Source organism: Bartonella sp. HY761 (assembly GCF_026743145.1).
GTDB lineage: Bacteria > Pseudomonadota > Alphaproteobacteria > Rhizobiales > Rhizobiaceae > HY038.
Genome location: NZ_CP104887.1, coordinates 461,603 through 482,843, shown reverse-complemented (window position 1 = coordinate 482,843; position 21,241 = coordinate 461,603). Strand labels below are relative to the sequence as shown.

General features: G+C 41.2%; 12 protein-coding genes. 4 read left to right on the top strand and 8 right to left on the bottom strand.

What is annotated here, in order from left to right; genetic code table 11:
• Window positions 1-173: 173 nt before the first annotated feature.
• From N6A79_RS01940 to N6A79_RS01920, 5 genes are all read right to left on the bottom strand, one after another.
• Window positions 174-3,650 (bottom strand): hypothetical protein, encoded by a 3,477-nt coding sequence (locus N6A79_RS01940; protein WP_268546755.1) that lies wholly within the window; start codon window positions 3,648-3,650, stop codon window positions 174-176.
• A gap of 473 nt (window positions 3,651-4,123) precedes the next feature.
• Window positions 4,124-7,369, bottom strand: coding sequence for a hypothetical protein (locus tag N6A79_RS01935; protein WP_268546754.1), 3,246 nt, complete (start codon window positions 7,367-7,369; stop codon window positions 4,124-4,126).
• Window positions 7,370-8,086: 717 nt separating this feature from the next.
• Window positions 8,087-8,815 carry an arylesterase gene (locus tag N6A79_RS01930; protein ID WP_182418656.1) on the bottom strand — a complete coding sequence of 243 codons (729 nt, stop codon included), beginning with the start codon at window positions 8,813-8,815 and terminating at the stop codon, window positions 8,087-8,089.
• Window positions 8,816-9,077: 262 nt separating this feature from the next.
• The gene (locus tag N6A79_RS01925) at window positions 9,078-10,652 is read right to left on the bottom strand and encodes a peptide chain release factor 3 (RefSeq protein ID WP_182418655.1); all 1,575 of its coding nucleotides are present in this window, start codon (window positions 10,650-10,652) and stop codon (window positions 9,078-9,080) included.
• 131 nt (window positions 10,653-10,783) lie between these two features.
• Window positions 10,784-12,445, bottom strand: a complete 1,662-nt coding sequence (locus tag N6A79_RS01920; protein WP_268546753.1) for a lysine--tRNA ligase — start codon at window positions 12,443-12,445, stop codon at window positions 10,784-10,786.
• Window positions 12,446-12,863: 418 nt separating this feature from the next.
• Between N6A79_RS01920 and N6A79_RS01915 the strand changes: the two genes are divergently transcribed.
• Window positions 12,864-13,274 carry a tellurite resistance TerB family protein gene (locus N6A79_RS01915; protein ID WP_182418653.1) on the top strand — a complete coding sequence of 137 codons (411 nt, stop codon included), beginning with the start codon at window positions 12,864-12,866 and terminating at the stop codon, window positions 13,272-13,274.
• A 92-nt stretch (window positions 13,275-13,366) separates the two neighbouring features.
• Here the strand turns inward: N6A79_RS01915 and N6A79_RS01910 are convergent, their stop codons facing one another.
• Genes N6A79_RS01910 through N6A79_RS01900 form a run of 3 tightly spaced genes read right to left on the bottom strand, consistent with a single transcriptional unit; the run spans window position 13,367 to window position 15,435 of the window.
• The gene (locus N6A79_RS01910; RefSeq protein ID WP_268546752.1) at window positions 13,367-13,909 is read right to left on the bottom strand and encodes a sugar O-acetyltransferase; all 543 of its coding nucleotides are present in this window, start codon (window positions 13,907-13,909) and stop codon (window positions 13,367-13,369) included.
• An 18-nt stretch (window positions 13,910-13,927) separates the two neighbouring features.
• Window positions 13,928-14,851 (bottom strand): HpcH/HpaI aldolase/citrate lyase family protein, encoded by a 924-nt coding sequence (locus tag N6A79_RS01905; RefSeq protein ID WP_268546751.1) that lies wholly within the window; start codon window positions 14,849-14,851, stop codon window positions 13,928-13,930.
• Entirely contained in the window at window positions 14,848-15,435 is a 588-nt protein-coding gene (locus N6A79_RS01900; RefSeq protein ID WP_262079670.1) for a TetR/AcrR family transcriptional regulator, read from the bottom strand. The genes N6A79_RS01905 and N6A79_RS01900 overlap by 4 nt, the downstream gene beginning before the upstream one ends.
• A gap of 160 nt (window positions 15,436-15,595) precedes the next feature.
• On the opposite strand from N6A79_RS01900, the gene N6A79_RS01895 reads away from it, so the two are divergent.
• The 3 genes from N6A79_RS01895 to N6A79_RS01885 all read left to right on the top strand — a co-directional run bounded on the left by N6A79_RS01895 (window position 15,596) and on the right by N6A79_RS01885 (window position 21,236).
• On the top strand, window positions 15,596-16,819 hold the full coding sequence (locus N6A79_RS01895) for an MFS transporter (protein ID WP_268546750.1): 1,224 nt from the start codon (window positions 15,596-15,598) through the stop codon (window positions 16,817-16,819).
• A gap of 188 nt (window positions 16,820-17,007) precedes the next feature.
• Window positions 17,008-18,408, top strand: coding sequence for an adenosylhomocysteinase (gene ahcY, locus N6A79_RS01890; protein WP_268546749.1), 1,401 nt, complete (start codon window positions 17,008-17,010; stop codon window positions 18,406-18,408).
• A gap of 383 nt (window positions 18,409-18,791) precedes the next feature.
• Window positions 18,792-21,236 carry a sensor histidine kinase gene (locus N6A79_RS01885; RefSeq protein ID WP_268546748.1) on the top strand — a complete coding sequence of 815 codons (2,445 nt, stop codon included), beginning with the start codon at window positions 18,792-18,794 and terminating at the stop codon, window positions 21,234-21,236.
• Window positions 21,237-21,241: the final 5 nt, after the last annotated feature.

Here is a 21,241-nt window from a genome sequence, read left to right as displayed (position 1 = left end):
AACCTTCTATGTGGATATGGAGAAGGGCAAATAAAAGAGAACAAAACTAGATTACTGCAAATTGTGTGATGATATTGCAAAGCATTTTGCATGAAACTGATATATTTGTGGCAATGGGTAAAATTTGCGATTTCACCCATTGCGATAAATTTTCAAGCGAAAATTTTAAGTCTTTAAAATTGATATTTTATTTTAGCACCGCCGCCACCACCTTGACGTTGGCCAACAAAGCCTTGACCATTGACATTAATGCTAAGTGCTTCATTATCAGCAATTGGATGGAACAAGAAACCGGCTTCAAAAATACCAGTTGAGCCTTTTAATGACGGCTCTGCCAGACTTAAGCCATAGGCATTGGCGCTAATTGCACCATCAAACTCATATTCATATGCCGCGCCAATATAGGGCTTGAATTGCTGGCTATAAGCATAGCTATAGCGCCCACCAAGTTGCATACGTGAGCTGTTGCTTTTATCAAAATGCAACCGATCCTTGCCAATATTGACTGTATCGCCATCCATATGCATCCACAAATAGCGACCATAAACATCTAGTGCTTGCTTTTCATCAAAGTTGAAAACATAGGCAACAGCTGCATGGCCACCATAATAGGAAACCTTGCTGTCATAGATACCGCGATAACCTTCACCATCAATTAAATCATTGCTACCATCAAACTTATTGCGGGTTTTGCCGCCTCTTATTGAGGCTTCAACATAAAGGCCATCTGCCTGATCTGCTGCAAGGCTTGCAACGCGGCCAAGACCGGTGCCATTAAATTCCATACGGCCAAAAATACCACCGCCCTTATAATTTACATCACCATCAGCATGAACTGAACCATAAGTGGCAAAATTATTATAGGTATCATAAGTACCGTGACCATATTCAAAAAATGAACCAAGGGTTACTTTATGATTTGCCTTGGTTTCAAAACCAGTAGCAAGGCCAACCGCCATATTGAAACCATCAATATCAACATGACTACCGGTTTTATAGCGCTGGGTTGAGCCATTAGCGATCATGAATGGAATAAAATGAGGACGATATATTTCATCTTCATTGGCGCGAACCATGATACGAATATTGTCAATGCCAGCAGTTGCAATCAAATCATTGGCTTGATTAAGGAAGGCAAGGCTGGCAATGCGCCCTTCTGAAAATGCTTTACTGCGCGGATTAATATATCCTGCAGGTTTTTCAGGTTTAATTGATGTTTCATCGGTATCGCCACCGCCATTACCTCCGTCTCCCCCATCGGTTTTACCATTGACTTTTAGCACAAATCTATTGTCGTCAGTCACTTTAACACTAACGTCATAGATAATGAATTGGCCTTGAGTTACTTGAGTTGGCGTTGCTGCTGGAATGCCAACAGCCTTATCAATCATGGTGATTTCATCACCTGCGTTTAAACGATTGCCATCATTAACCATTGCAACGCTATGGTTGGTATGGTCCAAATTGACAGCATCATTGCCGGTAATATGGATAAGTACATCATTATTGACGACAGAGCTTGGCAATAGCCAATTATAATTTTCAAAATTATAAATGCCACGTACACTACCGCGATATTCATCAAGATTGAGTGTATTTCCAGACATAACTTGCTGAAAACCACCATTAATAGATCCATCACCATTTATACTATAGCCGCCAAACAAGGCGCCTAAAATACTAATATCATGACCTGACAAAGAAATAATATTATTAATCGCATTACCGCCATTACCAGCAATTGCAGGACTGTCAATACCAGCACCGCCTGCCCCACCAATGGTTAATCCACCGTAAACATCACCTGAAATACTCGTTTTACCACCAATGGAAATACGATTTTGCGAGGTATTACCGCCTTGACCTCCAGTAACACTTTCGGCACTACCACCACTTGCGCCGCCAATACTAACGCCACCCAAAACAGACCCACCATCAAGACCTATGGCTCCCTTACCAGCTTCACCACTAAAAGCTGTTGCCATTTTGTTTTGTCCACCAGTCCCTCCGCTACCGCCTGCCGCTCCAATAAGTGTTACATCTTTTAAGGTAATTTTGTTATTAATAACATTTCCGCCAGATCCACCTTGTGCATTATTGCCACCAGATCCACCAATGCTAATACCACCAAAGACAGAGCCGCCACCAAATCCACCGGCTCCTCCGCCAGATGTACCAAAACTTGGTGGCCTGATAATGTAACTATCACCACCTTTACCACCATCCCCACCAGCTGCGCCGCGTAAAACGACATTAGATAATACAACCTCATTACCATCAACTAAACCACCAGAACCGCCTGTTGTATAGTTTAAATAATGTATATCAGTTCCCGAAAAGTCGTAAGTTCCCATACTGCCAGCAGCACCAATGCTCATACCACCGACAACAGAACCACCACCCAAACCACCGGTTCCACCGCCGCCACTGCCAAACCATAAATTGGATCCCACTCCGCCATTACCACCTGTTGCCCCTTCAATGGTAACGTTTTCCAAGTAAACTCGGTTGGCTATAACGTCTCCGCCTCTACCACTTTCTACAGCTGAAGACGCATAGCTAATACCTACCCCACCGATACTCACACCCCCGAAAACCGATCCTCCACCAAGACCAGCTGCACCGCCAGCAGTTGCAACAGCGTAATCACCATTACCCCCACCGCCACCTTTAAGCGATGCATTTTTAATTACGACGCTATTTTGGCTGACTGTACCGCCTCTTCCTTGATTTATTTTTATATCATCTAATGTAGTAGTATTGGTTCCAGAAGCACCGCCAATACTTAGCCCACCAAAAACGGAACCGCCACCCATACCGCCGACACCCGCAGCCGCCTGCTCTACTACACCAGCAAGAGTACCACCTGCACCACCATTTAATACAACACCGTTAAGTGATACTGAATTAAACTGAACATCACCACCCGCGCCCCCTGCTGAAACCGTATGGCCTTTTGGTAGACCTCCAAAACCACCGATGCTTACTCCACCAAAGATAGATGCACCACCAAAACCTGCAACAGGTGATCCGGTATAACTGGAACTTGCGTTGGTTGTACCCGCATTACCACCTGCGATAGAAACATTACTTAACGAAACACTATTATAACTGACAATCCCACCATTGCCACCGCTTACTTCATCTGAAAGTCCTGTCGCATCGCCTACACCACCAATACTTAGCCCACCAAATACCAAGCCGCCGCCACTGACAAATAAAGCTTGTTTATAAAGCCAAGCATCATCGCTCGACACAGTTTCACTTGACCAGTCAAAAGCTACATTTTGCATTAAAACAGCATTGGATGAAATATCTGCACCATTTTGTGCTGGCGTAGAATTACTACTTGTGGCACCAATATCTATTCCACCATAGATAGCATAAGGTGCATTGATAGCATCGCCGGTTGTTTTCCATAATGCTCCAGTTCCAATAACTGTAATAGTATTATTGGAAGAAGCATGCGTTGAATAAAGGCTTACATGCGGATCCAAGTTTAAAAGTGGATCGGGTTGAAGCACTGCTAAATTTGTACCATCATACTCAATGACATCAGACCAAGCGTTCCCCAATATTGCAGCTTGAACAAAAACCGTTACAAGCGCTATCTTAGAAACCGAGTGCAATATTTGTGGGGAGACACGCATAAAATATTCCTTAATATTTAATTGATTGCTTTTAAAAAAATATTATTAAAATATCAATTACTTTTTAACTAACTAGAATATTATGTCTAAACAAAGAAATTAAATAGATAATTGCTTCAAAATGAAGCATTTTAAACCAATTAAACTTAGAATAACTGGAAATTCAAATAGACATAACGATCAAGATATAAAATATATACTTTTTAAATAATACTTTTATATGAAATATCATCCTTTAGCTAAAGAATCGGCGCCAAAGCAAATAGCTTTGCAAAACAGGGTTTCATAATTTAGCGAAAGAACATTTTTTCTAAAGAAATAATAGCACTTCTTGAATAATAGGCAATTCTTGCACTAAACCTAATAAAAAATATTTACAAGCATTCTTGGATTGCCTGTGCAAAATAGAAAAAATGATAAAATATCCAATTGAAAAACATATTACACAAATTTTCAGGTGGGACTTTTAGCTTCTAAAATTCATATTTTATTTTTGCGCCACCGCCACCACCTTGACGCTGGCCAACAAAGCCTTGACCATTGACATTAATGCTAAGTGCTTCATTATCAGCAATTGGATGGAACAAGAAACCGGCTTCAAAAATACCAGTTGAGCCTTTTAATGATGGCTCTGCCAGACTTAAGCCATAGGCATTGGCACTAATTGCACCATCAAACTCATATTCATATGCCGCGCCAAGATAGGGCTTGAATTGCTGGCTATAAGCATAGCTATAGCGCCCACCAAGTTGCATGCGCGAACTGTTGCTTGCATCAAAATGCAACCGATCCTTGCCAATATTGACTGTATCGCCATCCATACGCATCCACAAATAGCGACCATAAACATCTAATGCTTGCTTTTCATCAAAGTTCAAAGCATAGGCAACAGCTGCATGGCCACCAAAATAGGAAACCTTGCTATCATAAATACCGCGATAACCTTCGCCATCAATTAAATCATTGCTACCGTCAAACTTATTGCGGGTTTTGCCAGCTCTTATTGAGGCTTCCACATAAAGGCCATCGGCCTGATCTGCGGCAAGGCTTGCAACTTGGCCAAGACCGGTGCCATTAAATTCCATACGGCCAAAAATACCACCGCCCTTATAATTTACATCACCATCAGCATGAACTGAACCATAAGTGGCAAAATTATTATAGGTATCATAAGTACCGTGACCATATTCAAAAAATGAACCAAGGGTTACTTTATGATTTGCCTTGGTTTCAAAACCAGTAGCAAGGCCAACCGCCATATTGAAACCATCAATATCAACATGACTACCGGTTTTATAGCGCTGTGATGAGCCATTAGCGATCATGAATGGAATAAAATGAGGACGATATATTTCATCTTCATTGGCGCGAACCATGATACGAATATTGTCAATGCCAGCAGTTGCAATCAAATCATTGGCTTGATTAAGAAAGGCAAGGCTGGCAATGCGCCCTTCTGAAAATGCTTTACTGCGCGGATTAATATATCCTGCAGGTTTTTGATCGGGAACAATTGGCTTAACATCAATGTCACCGCCACCACTGCCGCTTTCATTATTATCTGTGCTGCCGGTATTGGTTTCATCGTGATCTGTGCCGCCAGTATCAGTATCAGTTTCATTACCATTGCTACCGCCAGTATCCGTTTCCTCACCATCGGTTTTACCATTGACTTTTAGCACAAATTTATTGTCGTCAGTCACTTTAACGCTAACGTCATAAATAATGAATTGGCCTTGAGTTACTTGGGTTGGCGTTGTGGTAGGAGTACCGACAGCCTTATCAATCATGGTGATTTCATCACCCTCATTTAACCGATTGCCATCATTCATCATTGCAATACTATGATTGGTATTATCTAAATTGACGGCATCATTGCCAGTAATATGGATAAGCACGTCATTATTGACAACAGAGCTTGGCAATAGCCAATTATAATTTTCAAAATTATAAATACCACTGACACTGCCGCGATATTGATTAAGATTAAGTGTGTTACCGGCAACAACGCGGTCAAACTCATTATTGACCTCACCACTACCGCTTACGCTATAGCCACCATATAAGGATCCAAGAATAGTTAGCTGATCACCATTAAGTGTCACCCTATTATTGGTGACATGGCTTGCATCAACTCCATTAATTGCATAGCCACCATATAAAGAGCCATCAATAGTTGTAAGCCCTGATAATTCTATAGTATTACTGGCAATTGTAACGTCAATGGACGAGCCATAATTGCGAAGTGATCCGCCAATAACGTCTCCACCGACATGACTATCAGCAATGGAAACGGCATTGCTTAAAATATTATTGTCGCTCGCCATACTTGTTTCGATAAGACCGCCAACAACTTCTAAGCCAATATCACTCCCCGATATGACCACCATATTATTTTGAGCAAAATTTTCAATTTTTTGCTCTTCCATGCCGCTACCGCCCGTAGCAAAACCACCATAAACTCTGGTAATTGAAGAACTATTGCTTATTTGAACTTTATTATCATTGGCTTGAAGGCTCTCGCCACCAAAAGCATAGCCACCATAGATTTCAGAATTTGAACGCAAAATGCTATTCAAAACATTAACCTGATTACCATTAACCAAGGCAGAGCCATATCGAATATAGCCTCTACCGCCATAAATTGACGCAATACCCGTGACACCATCAACATCGACGCGGTTATCCAAAACCTGCCCTAAGGACGGACTATAACCATTTAATTCAGCATTACCGCCTTGAATTTGTGAAGCACTTCCACCGCTTATAGCAACGGAATTGGCTGTAACAATAAGACTGACCCCTTCAACATTGCTAAACACATTGCCGCCATTTACCTGGGTGACATCACTATTTAAAATCGTCACACTATTTTGCAACGCTGATGATGATCCGTAAACATTACTATAAGCACCATTGATACTGCCATCTACACGGCTATTAACAATATTGACCCTATTTCCTTGTAGGTTAAAAATTTCATCAGCCGATAACATGCCCGAACTTTGAATATAGGCACCAGAAACTTGACCTTTAACATAACTATTTGTAATTTCGACAATATTATTATTCAATATATTGCTAATATTGGACGCATAGTTGTAAATAAAAGCGCCATGCACATCGCCTTCAATCGAGCTATTTCCCGATATGGTAACGCGGTTTGCGCTAATATTTCTAGAAATATCACCGTTAGAACCGTTCATTAATCCGCCATATACCGAGCCTGCTACCGAACTATTATTGTCAATAACAACACTATTACTCGTGACGTCTTCTGAATCCTCGCTATAGCCACCATAGACATTATTGCTAATCTTAGCATTTGAAAGATCAACTTGGTTATTTTGGACCATCCCCAACGTGCTAAAACCGCCATAAACGACAACCGCCGAACCGCCAGTCATGGTAATTTTATTATTTGAAATTAAAGATCCTTGATCGGAATAACCACCATAGACGGCAATATCACCGGAAAAACCATCGCCTAAGCCATTTAAATCATTTATGAGAATAGAATTATCTGATTGGTCTGCACTATCATTAGGACCAACACTTTTTTGAGCCATCCCGCGCGCATCGTCTTGTAATTGGTCAAATTCACTGGTCGTACCATTATAGGTAATCGACGCTGCAAAAACCTCAAAAGAGAAAAAAGACGGCGTAAAACCTGAAAATAGAATTGTAGCACATAATAAACGACGAATAGAATTTTTCATTTTCGGATAGCCCGACACTTTCATATAGAATTTAAAAAATAGAATATGTAATTTTAGTAAATACGGATGTTAATAATATTAAAATTGCAAATTTAATAAAATAAATGAGTTCTAAAATAAAGCGGTTGATTTTATTTTTTAAACAATTTTTTTTAAAAACTTAAATAGCGTTTGATTATATTAACAAGCTGCTATCCTTGTATTGGTTAAAAACAAGCATTAACCAAGCTAGCTAAACTTTAATTGACTTATGATATATTGTTAAATGGACTGCCATATTTGCAACGGCTTCAACATAACTTCATCACATATAATATTGTTAACCCCAAGGATTTGCCCCCTATTGGTCAACACCATTGCTGTGCGCATTTATCAATCCATGATTAAGTTACTATATAATTAGCAATTGCTTGTGGTCTATAAAAAACGATATCAATAGATGTAAAATGTTCAATATGTTTGTGAATTCTAATTTTTGCCGCAAATAATTGCACTATAATGACGCATATCAAGCGTTTTTAATAAATTCGCAAAAAAATTATTGGCACTTAGTCGAGCGCAAAGACTATTTGCAGCATTAATTTCATGAATGTAAAATTGATCTGCTTTTATAATCTATACTAGGGTTAGGACCTATTCATTTAAAGAAACAAGCTCAATAAACATCAAAAATATATATTTTTGATGTAAAAAGGAAAAAAGCGCAAAGAATGAAAATTATTCACTATCCTGCAGCGGTTCAACACCAAGCTTTTGTAATTCTGCCTTTATGGTTGGCAAAAACCGATCTACCATAAGTTCAACCCCTTGCTTATTGGGGTGCATGCCATCACTTAGCTGATATTGGCTTTGTCCTGCGACACCATCAAGAAAAAACGGATAAAGGGTAACATTATATTTTTGTGCAAGGCGCGGATAAATAGCATTGAATTTTGTGACATTTTCTACCCCCATATTTGGCGCGGCCATCATACCTGCGAGCAGTACTGGAATTTTGCGGCTTTGAAGGCGCGCAAGCATTGCGTCAAGGTTTTGCTCGGTGACCTCTGGTTCAATACCGCGCAACATATCATTGGCACCAAGCTCAAGAATGACGAGTTTTGCGTCATCTGGTACTGACCAATCAAGACGGGACAAACCGGCGGTTGTGGTATCGCCAGAAACGCCGGCATTATCAACAATGACTTCGTAGCCCTCACTGCTTAGTTTTTTTTCCAAAACAGCTGCAAAAGATTGGTCTTGCTCAAGCTGATAGCCAGCCATAAGGCTATCGCCAAAGCCAATTATACGAAATGGACTATTTGGAATAAGAGCTGGATCAAGATCTGTTGCCTGCCCCTCACCTATCGCATCAGATGGGTTATTATCTGCTTGTGCATGCGCAGTAAAACTTAAAAATAAGCTTAAAAAAAACGCGAAACTCGCATAATAAAGTTTTTGCAGCATCAATATAATCCATTTTATTGAGGTTACCATATTAAAAGGCAGTAACTCATCACTTTGTTTCTTTTCATTGCTGTCTAGCATACTAGAGATCAGCAATACTTTGCGGCTTATTTATGGGCTGTAGTAATATTATTATTTCAATAAAAAAGCACCATTTTACATTTTTTGTAAAGCGGTGCTTATTCATGGTCATAACCATCCATTAAAAATCAATTAGCCTATAGGCCTATTTATCAATGGGTTAGCAATTTATACAATTAGGCTAATTTGCTCGCACCTGATAATCTTTCACCGCTGCAAAGCGAATGGCTTTCCACCGCTCTGCTTCATAATTCAAAGAAAAGACATTTTGTGCCAAGAATACCGGATCATTATCAAGATCATGAGCAATATCAGCGCGATGAGCTGCAATAAATTTATCTAGTTCTTCTTGACTATCTGCACTAATCCAACGGCAAATTGTAAAACGAGCCACTTCAAAACCAACAGGCAAAGAATATTCAACCTTTAAACGCTCGGTCAATACATCAATTTGCAAGGCGCCGACCACGCCGACGATCGCCGGTGAGCCATCATCCGGCGTAAAGAGCTGAACAACCCCTTCTTCTGCCATTTGTTGCAAGGCTTCGCGCAGTTTTTTGGCTTTCATCGCATCGCCAAGGCGCACACGACGCAAAATTTCTGGCGCAAAATTAGGTACGCCCCTAAACAGCAAATCTTCGCCCTCGGTCAATGTATCACCAATACGCAGCGTACCATGATTGGGAATGCCAACCACATCACCTGCAAAAGCTTCATCGGCAATTTGGCGTGAACGTGCAAAGAAGAATTGCGGGGTTGAAAGGGTCATTGGTTTGCCAGTGCGCACCAATTTTGCTTTCATACCACGCGATAAAGTGCCAGAGCAAACGCGCAAAAAGGCAATGCGGTCGCGATGGTTAGGATCCATATTGGCTTGAATTTTAAATACAAAGCCAGTCATTTTAGGTTCAACGGCATGAACGGTTCTTGTATCGGCCACTTGGTCACGCGGCTGCGGTCCAAAGTCCACCAGCGCATCAATCAAATCACGCACACCATAATTGCGCAGTGCCGAGCCAAAATAAACCGGTGTCATATGGCCTTCACTGAAAGATTGTAAATCAAAACGCTTACAAGCATCGCGCGCGAGAACCACACCATCCACAAACATATCCCGCTCATTTTCAGGCAGTAATTCTGCAGCCTCTTCCGGCCCACTTACTGGTCTTGGCGTTTCCTCCTCATCCTTTTGGCGCACGCTATTTTCATGTAAGGAAAAGCTACCGGCGAAATTTTTACCCGCACCAATTGGCCAAGTAACCGGCGCGGTATCAAGTGCTAACTTTTCTTCAATCTCATCCAAAATTTCCAAAGGATCACGCGCTTCGCGATCCATTTTGTTAACAAAGGTAACAATCGGAATATTGCGCATACGGCAAACTTCAAACAATTTTAATGTTCGTGGCTCAATACCGCGCGCACCATCAAGCACCATGACCGCGCTATCCACAGCCGTTAAGGTGCGATAAGTATCATCGGCAAAGTCTTCATGGCCGGGAGTATCAAGAAGATTGAAAATACAATCCTTATATTCAAAGGTCATCACTGAAGTTACAACCGAAATACCACGATCACGCTCGATATTCATCCAATCAGAGCGGGTTTGGATACGGTCTTTCTTAGCCTTGACTTCACCAGCAAGCTGAATGGCACCACCAAACAGCAAAAGCTTTTCGGTAAGAGTTGTTTTACCAGCATCGGGGTGGGCGATAATCGCAAAAGTCCGGCGCCGTTTGACCTCGCTGGCTTCACTCATCAAATTCTCCTAAAATTAAATTTGCGCGCTTAGCACGCAATAAAAGACGCTTTTGCTATGGCAGCGCATCTTAACTAAAATAAAACATGGCAAGAAGGCTCAATACCATAGGTATCGAGCCTAATTTACCATTAATTTAACAATTCACCATTTAAGGCTTGCTGAATGCGTTCGCGCGTTTCATTAATGCCATAAAGTGCCACAAAAGAACCAAAACGTGGGCCGCGCTCTTGACCAATCAATACTTCATAAAGCATTTGGAAGAACATAACCGATACGCCGGGGCCGCCATCAGGGCCTTTTTTCGCGCTATCTTGATAACGTTCAATCTTACGTGCCACGTCAAGCAAAGCATTTTGAATGATATTGCCATCAGCTTGCAAGTCAAGCGCTGCAAGATTTTTATCAATAGCTATTAATGTTTCACGCTCAACCTCATCAGGGGCGCGGAATTTTTTTGTAGGCTTAACAAAATCATTAAAATAACGAATGGCATAACCAACAAGATCATCAAGGCTTTTATTATTTTCTGGTGTTACACCATCAGCATAGCGCGAGATAAAGCCCCAAAGCACATTTTTATTTTCAGCATTGGATGCACTCACCAAATTCAACAGCATCGCAAAAGAAACAGGTAAATCAATCGCCGGTGGATTACCATTATGCATATGCCAAACTGGATTATTTAAACGCTCTTTCCAATCCTGACGACCATAGGCTGAAAGATAAGTATAATATTCATCAACCGCTTTAGGGATCACATCAAAATAAAGCTTTTTAGCGGTTTTTGGCTTTTGGAACATATAAAGTCCAAGGCTTTCAGTCGGTGCATAAGTAAGCCATTCATCAATGGTAAGACCATTGCCCTTGCCTTTGGAAATTTTTGCACCCTTATCATCAAGGAACAATTCATAATTAAAGCCTTCAGGGGGTGTACCACCTAAAACCTTACAAATTTTTGACGACAGGGTAACTGAATCGATCAAATCCTTACCAGCCATTTCATAATCAATGCCAAGGGCAGTCCAACGCATTGCCCAGTCAGCTTTCCACTGGCATTTTACTTTGCCACCGGTTACTTCTGTCTCAATGGTTTCACCTGTTTCAGGCTCAACATAGGTAATTGTACCACGCGCTTCATCGCGGGCAATAATTGGCACTTGCAAAACCTTGCCAGAAAATGGGCTAATTGGCAAAAATGGTGAATAGGTAGCACGGCGTTCTTCACCAAGGGTTGGCAAAATAATGTTAATGACCTTGTCATAATTTTTAAGCATTAGTAGCAAGGTTTCATCAAAGCGACCTGATGTATAATAATCGGTTGCACTTGCAAATTCATAATCAAAGCCAAAGCGATCGAGAAAGGCTCGTAAACGCGCATTATTAGCCGCACCAAAAGATGGATATTCACTTAAAAATGGGTCAGGCACTTGAGTAAGGGGCTTACCGAGCGCTGCCTCTAACATTTCCTTATTAGGAACATTATCAGGCACTTTACGTAAACCATCCATATCATCAGAAAAACAGATAAGGCGCGTTTTAACTTTATTCTCGGTTAAAACATGGAAAGCATGGCGTACCATGGTGGTGCGGGCAACCTCACCAAAAGTGCCGATATGCGGCAGACCTGACGGACCATAACCAGTTTCAAACAAGACTTCATCAGGAAAGCCTTTTTTCTCATAACGTTTGACAATTTTTCGTGCCTCTTCGAAAGGCCAAGCTTTCGCATCACCTGCTAAAGTCACGCTTTCAGGGGATATAAGGAGGGTGGAGGAAAAATCGGACGCCATAGAAAGGTTCCCTAAATAGTGTTAATCGGCTTATATAAATGTGGTTGTAAGCAAAAGCTCATTGACCAGCAATAGGTTTATCAATTGATGATAATTAAACAAGTTTTAGATTATTTAACAACATCAATTTGTTTTCATTTACTCTTTTTCATAAATCTTGCAAGCCTACAACCGTCTTATCTATAAAAACTATCGATTTTTACAAGATTTCAAGCATAATTATCCCCTTTAAGCCTATAGATTTAACCCAAGCAATGCTGCTTTTTATTTATAAGATTATTCACACTATAAATTTGCGCGGATTTTGATAAAAACAAAATGCGATAATAATCTCGTGTAAGAAGCTTAAAACCACTTTTAATAAAAGCATTTTATCTTTAAGCTAACACCAAATTCATAGATCACGAGGAAGATTGTAATGGCTGAGCTAACTCCCCATGAAGGTTTGATATTTGTCATGGTAACCACTGCGGCGGCCGATGCTGCAATGTCTGAGCGGGAATTGGCAAGCATTGTTACCATTGTAAACCATTACCCCGTTTTTGCCGGCTTTGATAGCGACCGCCTAGATGCTTTAGCGGCTGAATGCTTAGGGCACTTGGAAGAAGAAAGCGGTCTTGAACACATTCTTGACCTCGCGCATGAAGCATTACCAGAAAAGCTTTATGATACTGCCTATGCGCTTGCGGTTGAGATTGCCTCGGCTGATTTAAATGTTAATCAAGAAGAGCTTGAATTTTTGCAAATGATGCAAGATCGTTGGGAGCTTGATGAATTAACCGTTGCCGCATTAGAGCGTAGCGCACGTTTGCGTTTCAGAAAATTATAGGCGAAATTTTCAATTAATGGACCTTTTGTAATGGGCATTTTGCTATTTAAATATGAAACGCAAAATGCCCATGCATAGTTTGCGATAAAATTTTAACGCACCCGCGCCGGCGAACCAAAAGCGGTGCAATTTGCCGGAATATCGCGCGTAACAAGGCTTGCCGCGCCAATGGTTGCGCCATCGCCAATGGTAACGCCGGGCAATATAATACTTCCCGCACCAATCCAAACATTTTTACCAATTTTTATCGGCTTGCCATATTCAAGCTTTTGTTCGCGCAACTTAGCGTCAGTGGGGTGCGTTGCCGTTACAATCTGCACATTTGGGGCAATTTCACAGCCATCACCAATCTCAACACTGCAACCATCAAGAATGACACAGTTGAAATTAATGAAAACATCTTTGCCAATGGATATATTATAACCATAATCGCAATAAAAGGGCGAGCGAATGGTGACATTATCGCCCACACTGCCAAGGCCTTGCCGCAACAAGCTAAGCCGCTCATTATCATCCATCGCAAAAGCGTCATTTAAGGTTTTCATCCATGAAAAAGCTTGTTTGCGCTCTAAAATAAGTTCTCCATCACTAGCATTATAAAGTTCACCAGCCAACATTTTTTGCTTTTCACTCATATATCTATCCTTATAATGCTATCTGGTATCGCTACTATTGGCTAAAATGCGTTGCGCTTGCTTTAAGTGTAAATCTTCAACCATTTTACCATTTAAAGAAATAACGCCTTTACCGATATTTTCAGGCAAAGCAAAAGCGGTAATTATTTCTTGCGCCCATTCCACTTGGCTTAATGTTGGCTGAAAAATCACATTTGCGGTTTCAATTTGGCTAGGGTGAATAAGCGTCTTACCATCAAAACCCATGGCTTTTGCTTGGCGGCATTCATCTTCAAAACCCACCAAATCCTTGTAATCATTAAAAACGCCATCTAAAACACGGCGATTATAGGCTTTGGCGGCAAGCACAATTTGCATAAGCCAAGGTACAAGATATTGGCGTTTTGCGCCATGATTAACCGCGCCTTCATCAACCACGCTTTCATCAACCACGCCTTCATCAACCACACTTGCAACACCGCTCGCCAGTGCAATATCATTTGGCCCAACAATGAGACATGTCACACTTGGATGACTAGCAATAGATGCGGCGGCCAAAATCCCCTTTGGCGTTTCAATCATTGCCCAAACCGGTATAGGCCTTTGGGCTGATGTTTTACAAATCGCATAGACGAAATCTAATTCATCGATATTTTCAACTTTGGGCAAAACCAGCGCATCAATATTAAGGGCTGCAACCTGTTGCAGTTCATTAATATCTTTACCAACCACTGGATTAATACGAATGGTGGCAAAATAGGGTAATTGTTGATGATCTTTAAAAAATTGTTGCAGATTGCCAATTGCTGCCGCCTTGTCAGCAATTCCCACCGAGTCCTCAAGGTCAAAAATGACGACATCAACATCCAATTGCAAAGTCTTTTCCATTGCCCGCTTATTGATAGCGGGAACAAATAAGCAGGATCTACGCTTAGATTTTAATCTGGGTTTATTCTTTGTCATGATGTTTTCAACCCTTCAAGCAGCAAGTTAAAAGCACAAAGCGATTTTTCAAGCGCTTCATTGGGGTTTGCAGCATTGGCAATCCAAGCTGCCGCATGCATTAAAGCACCATTAATAAGCCGTGCCAATGCCTCACAGTCACAAGATGCTATTGTGCCTTCATGGATTAATTCTTGCAAGGCAATTGCCATGATTTTTATATAATAGCCTTGACTTTCCCATGTTGAAATATCCCCAAGCACGGCAGGACCATCACGCATTAAAATTTGCTGCACATCATGATTAAGCATATTGGTTAAATAAATTTGGCACTCAGTTGCAAATAATTGCCATTTATTGCTGATATTTAGGGTTTTTGAGCGAATATCGCTATCTATTTCTTGCTCAATTTGCGCAATAACCGCTTTTAGCAAACCCATTTTACCACCAAAATGATGATAAAGTGCACCGCGAGTAAGACCTGCTTCTTTGGTCAACTCATCCATTGAAGCTGCAGCAAAGCCACTTTGTGAAAAGGCATGACGAGCAGATTTTATGAGCTTTTCCCGCGTTTGGTTAATCATTTCATCTCGTTTACGCGCCAACTCATATATCTCCCGAGCCTTGTCATATTAAATACGTCTTTTTGTAATAATTGAACATATACAAGAACGACTTACTTAATACCAAATCTTAATGAATTTATATTGACATACATGACGTATGTCAATACACATACGCTGCGTATGTAAAAGGATAAAACCCATGGCAAACCCATATCGTGAAATATTTAAGCCTAAAGGCACCTTTAGCTTTTCATTGGCTGCAATCGTTGCACGTTTTCCAATCGCCATGATTACGATATCAATCGTTGCAATGATTGCCGCCTCGCATGATAATTTTAAATTACCAAGCCTTATCGCAACCACATATATTGGCGCTAGCGCTTTGATTGGCCCACAAATATCCCGTCTTGCTGATAAATATGGCCAGTTAAAAGTTGGCTTGCCTGCAAGTCTTATCTGTGCGCTGGCTCTTAGTACTATTGCCTTTGCTGCCCATTTCCATTGGCCAGACTTCATTTTATTCATCGCCGCAATTTTTGCAGGTGCCATGCCGAGCTTTGGTGCTTTTGCGCGCGCGCGTTGGTCACGCATATTTGGTGGACAACCGCTATTGCGCTCGGCTTTTGCCTTTGAGTCATTGGTGGATGAAATGATTTTTATGATTGGGCCAGTCTTAGTTATGAATTTAGCAGCCTTTTTATTTCCTGAAGCGGGGATTATTGCAGCTATTGGCCTATTAATTATTGGCTCATTAGCGTTTTTCTTACAAACCTCTAGTGAACCTAAAATCATTCAGCGCAGCACTAAGCGCGGCCGCGCCGCCATTTTTGATTTGCCAGTATTAATTATAGCGCTAACCCTATCTGCTATTGGTGGTATTTTTGGTGTGGTGGAAGTAACCAGCATCGCCTATACAAAGGCGGCTAATATTGCCACCCTTGCCTATATTCCAGTTACCGCCTATGCGCTTGGCTCATTTACCACCGGCATTCTTTACGGCTCGCTTAATATCACTATCCCCTTGCATCGCCAGCTTTTATTTATGTCTGGCGTCATTATGGTGACAGCTATTCCGTTTTTCTTTGTTAATAATTTATGGGTATTAACTGCTATTTGCTTACTTGCCGGAGCTGCATGCTCACCAACCATTATTATTTGCATGGGATTACTTGAAGGGCTTGCCGACAAGCAAAAATTTACCGAAAGCATGACTTGGGCGATTACCGGCATGAGCGTTGGTGCAGCAATTGGTATAGCCGTTGCCGGTTTTGCAATTGACCGTTTTGACGCGGTTAACACTTTCCGATTTGCGTTGGCTTTTGCGGTGTTTTCTTTTGCTATTGCTGTTCTATTTCGTAAACAGCTTATCACCAAAACATCAATGCATGAGGTTGAAAGCCAAAATGAAAGCCAATCTCAATAACATCACCTCATATAAAGTTATCTTTATATCATTATTGCATATTAATATTTTATTTGCTAATGTCGCGTCATTCAATGCATTTTATGCAGCATTTCATGCGGCAAAATAAAATCAAAACATATATTTATTATGATAGGCATTTTATTGATTAAAATGTCTAAAGGCTTAAATTTTCTTAGGAGCAAAACATGGCTGCCAACCAAGATTATGTGATCCGCGATATCGGTCTTGCCGATTTCGGTCGCAAAGAACTCGATATTGCTGAAACTGAAATGCCAGGCCTTATGGCTTGTCGTGAAGAGTTTGGCGCTAGCCAACCATTACGCGGCGCGCGCATTTCGGGCTCTCTGCATATGACCATTCAAACAGCCGTTCTTATTGAAACATTAAAGGCTCTTGGTGCAGAATTGCGCTGGGCATCATGCAATATTTTTTCAACTCAAGATCATGCGGCAGCAGCTATTGCGGCTGGTGGCACCCCAGTATTTGCGGTTAAGGGTGAATCTTTGGAAGAATATTGGACCTATACCGATGCTATTTTCCAATGGTCAGATGGTGAACCATCCAATATGATTTTGGATGATGGCGGCGATGCCACAGCCTATATTTTGCTTGGCGCACGCGCTGAAGCTGGTGAAGATGTTCTTTCAAAGCCAGAATCTGAAGAAGAAGAAGTTATGTTTGCGCAAATCAAGAAACGTCTTGCTGCAAGCCCAAATTTCTTTAGCCGTCAACGCGCTGCAATTAAGGGTGTAACCGAAGAAACCACAACGGGTGTTAACCGTCTTTATCATTTGGAAAAGAAAGGTCTTTTGCCTTTCCCTGCCATTAACGTCAATGACAGCGTAACCAAGTCAAAATTTGACAATAAATATGGCTGTAAGGAATCGTTAGTTGACGGTATTCGCCGTGGTACCGATGTGATGATGGCTGGTAAAACTGCCGTTGTTTGCGGTTATGGCGATGTTGGTAAAGGTTCTGCAGCTTCCCTTTCTGGTGCGGGCGCGCGGGTTAAAGTCACCGAAGTAGATCCAATTTGCGCATTGCAAGCAGCCATGGATGGCTATGAAGTTGTAACGCTTGAAGATGCCGCACCAACTGCTGATATTATTGTTACAACTACTGGCAATAAGGATGTTGTCCGCATCGAGCATATGCGCGCTTTAAAAGATATGTGCATTGTTGGTAATATTGGCCATTTTGATAATGAAATTCAAGTTGCCGCTTTGCGCAATCTTAAATGGACCAATATTAAGCCACAAGTTGACATGATTACTTTCCCCGATGGTAAGCGTATTCTTCTCCTATCAGAAGGGCGCTTGCTCAATCTTGGTAATGCAACCGGTCATCCTTCTTTTGTGATGTCGGCTTCATTTACCAACCAGACATTGGCACAAATTGAGCTTTTCACCAAGGGTAATGAATATGACAATAAGGTTTATGTCTTGCCTAAGCATCTTGATGAAAAAGTTGCCCGTTTGCACCTTGATCGCCTTGGTGTGAAACTAAGCACCTTGTCGCAGGAACAGGCAGATTATATTGGCGTTTCTCCAAAGGGTCCTTATAAGCCTGAGCATTATCGTTATTAACATTTTATTAATATTATAAGCCATTGTAAAGCCGAGCAATTTTATTGTTCGGCTTTATTTTTTTAAGGCAAGCATTCCTTTAATCAATATGGCTGTGCTAAATTACCAAAGATGATTCGACCAATAATTTGCACGGCTTTTTTAAAACTATGTAACTTGATTTCTGGATAATTTTAACAATCGCATTATTTATAAAATAAGAGCATCTGATTGCCTCATCATAAACAAAATTGCGCTAGCGTTACCAACGTTAGCAGCCTTGGAGCTTGCAGGAATTGATTGAAGTGGCCAGTTTGAACCCGTGCATGCAAAAGATTAAGCAATCAAAAAGCCCTAAGCGGCATGGCATATTGATGCTTCAAAAGCCATTTAAAGCGATAAAAATGGGGCTAAATATCTTATTTACAAAAAATATTGTGCACCAACCATGGATTAAATATTTTGCAAGCACCACCATGCTTAGTGTTTCAACTCTGCCTGCCTTTGCGGCAATAACGTCTCCGCAAATTGATGATTTATTTTCAGTATTGCAGCTTGCTCTTATGGGCGGAGCCTTATTGACAGTAGGTGTCATAGCTTTAAAGCTGCGCCAAATTGTCAAAGAAAAAAAGGCACTTGAATTAAATCTTAAAGATAGCAAGCATTTTTTAAGCACCTTGCTCAATCCTTATGAAAGCTATTTAAATTTAAGTGGCCAATGTCTTGTTATTCTTGAAGGAGCCAATGCAAAAATCACCGGCCCCTTGCCTAATGCAAGAGATATCCCCGCAACTATTGATGAGTTTTTAAACTGGCAAAGTTGGATGTCGGTGCCATCTTTGAATGAATATCAAAATAATATCGCTTTATTAGCGAGTGAGGGTGAAGCATTTGATATGCCCATTACCACCACTCATGGCACTACGCTGCAAGCCTGTGGTTATGCAAATGGCGCAAGATTACTGATAAGTTTTCGGGATACAACAAAAACAAGTGCTGAATTTTTGCACTTAAAAAATCGCTGTAATGAATTTGAAGCAAAGCTTGCCACCTTGCAAGCATTGGGGGATGAATTAAAGGATCCGATCTGGATACGCGACCATAATGGTAGCATCCATTGGGGAAATCGCGCCTATTTTCGTGTTGCAGACCCCGATCACGAAATTTTTGGGTCAGCATTTCGTGAAAAGATTAAAAACAGCCACCGTAAAGGCGAAGTGTTTATCGACAGCACGCCCACAGCAATAAATGGTGAAAGACGGGTGCTTGATGTAACGGCAATGGCAGGTGAATTTGGTGAAGCTGGTATTGCCATTGACAAAACGGAAAGGGAAACGCTGCGCAATGAATTAAAACGCGTTGTGCAAGGCTATTCTGAAACTTTTGATCAATTATCAACCGCGGTTGCAATTTTTAACCCTGACCAAAAGCTAGAATTTTTTAACCAAGCCTTTAGCGCCCTTTGGCCACTTGATGTGGCGTTTTTGGAAAGTCAGCCAAGTCATGCATTGGTGCTTGACCGTTTACGTGAACGCGGCATTTTAAATGAAACACCCCATTGGCGACAATGGAAAGAGGAATTATTTGAGGCCTATCGCTCGCTTGAGCCTAAAATGACTATATGGAATCTTCCAGATGGGCGCACATTGCGGGTCATTGCCAATCCGCACCCGCAAGGTGGTGTCACTTGGCTTTATGAAGACCTCACCGAAAAGCTCAATCTAGAAGCACGCTATAATTCACTTATCCGCATTCAGGGGGAAACCCTTGATAATCTTTATGAAGGTGTCGCTGTTTTTGGCTCGGACGGCTTGATGCGGCTTTCCAATCCGGCTTTTGCAGCAATGTGGGAGCTACCAAATGAATTATGTGTTGAAGGCACCCATATATCTAAGATCGAAGCTTTTGCAGCCCCCCAAGCAGTCGATGAAGATTGGAGCGATATTGGTGCTGCAATTACCGATTTTGCCGATAAGCGCGATTCACGCAAAGGGCGGATTGATTTAAAAAATGGTGCAGTTGCCGATTATGCTTTGGTGCCCCTGCCGCTTGGTCAAACCATGCTTACCTTTGTTGACGTAACCGACAGTATTAATATTGCTCGTGCCTTACATGAAAAGAACGAAGCTTTAGAAATTGCCGATCGCTTACGCAATGAATTTGTAAGCCATGTTTCTTATGAGTTACGCACGCCGCTTACCAATATTATTGGCTTTACCGATCTATTACGCACACCTGCCTTTGGCGAATTAAATGGCCGGCAATATGATTATCTATCGCATATTGCTTCAGAATCGGTGGAGCTTTTAAACATCGTCAATGATATTCTCGATCTAGCGACCGTTGATGCTGGTATCATGGAATTAGATATTGGCGAGGTTAATATTTTGGAAGTAATGCAAAGTGCAGCTAGCCGGCTTGAAGAGCGTTTACTTGAAAACAACATCAAGATTAATTTGCAAATTGCCGAAGGTCTTGTTCATTTTCAGGCAGATGGTGCCCGTATCAGGCAGGTTCTATTTAATATTTTATCAAATGCTGCCAATTATGCCCCGCAAAATTCTACAATTGACTTTGCTGCCTTTCATGATGAAAGTGATATCATTTTCGTTGTCCATGATGAAGGCGGTGGCATTCCTGAAGAAATTGTTGTTAATGTATTCAAGCGTTTTTCTACCCATGTCCATCATGGTACAAAACCAGGAGCTGGTCTTGGCCTTTCCATTGTAAAAAGTTTTGTCGAACTTCATAATGGAACAGTTGAAATTGATACAGGTTCTGATAAAGGCACAACTGTCATCTGCCGGTTTCCAATTAAAATTGCAGCTTTAAGCAGTGCTGCTGAATAGAAAGT